This window comes from Mesorhizobium sp. M7A.F.Ca.CA.001.08.2.1 (assembly GCF_003998455.1).
GTDB lineage: Bacteria > Pseudomonadota > Alphaproteobacteria > Rhizobiales > Rhizobiaceae > Mesorhizobium > Mesorhizobium ciceri.
The window spans coordinates 1-591 of the sequence record NZ_RZPW01001403.1; the positions used below are offsets into that span (position 1 = coordinate 1).

Here is a 591-nt window from a genome sequence, read left to right on the forward strand (position 1 = left end):
GGTAGAGTCCCGGCCGTCCGCTGATCGTGCCGAGGCCATATTGGCTGGCAGCACCTTTCGCCATCGCCTCCTGAAAATAGTGCCGGAAATTATAGTCGATGCCGACAAAGCTGGTCGGTTCGCCGGCATTGCTGGCTGATATGGCGATGCCTGCCGTATCGATGACATAGATGGCGGAGGCCGAGGCATCGCCGGCAATCGCCTTGAGCTTGTCGTTGAGGGCCGCTTCTTGCATCTTCCCGGCCCGGCGCAGCGCGCCCCGCACAGCATCGTCGCGGGCCAGCACCAAGGGAACCAGGCGCTGCTTTTCGATTTCGCCGGTCAGCGTTCCCGCCGCCAGCGGCAGAGCGGCAAGTGCTGTGTCGCGCAGATTGTCGGCCGCCTGGCCGGAGGCGATGCGCCCGGCGATGGCGATCGCGCCAGCCAGGACGGCAAGGGCTGCGACCACGGCAAGCCAGCGGCCATCGCGCAGCCGGGCCACCGCCTCGCGCAGCAACTCACGGCCGGCAAACCCTTGGGATTCGCTATCGGTGCCTGCCTGCGGCGTCTGCCCTCTCCCTTTTCTTCGCGGCTTTCCGGTCAGTGTAATGC

The 591-nt window shown here is 66.0% G+C and carries 1 pseudogene; it reads right to left on the reverse strand.

The window, feature by feature from the left end:
- Positions 1-496, reverse strand: a pseudogene (locus EN914_RS37660) (sensor histidine kinase); the annotation flags it as partial.
- Positions 497-591: the final 95 nt, after the last annotated feature.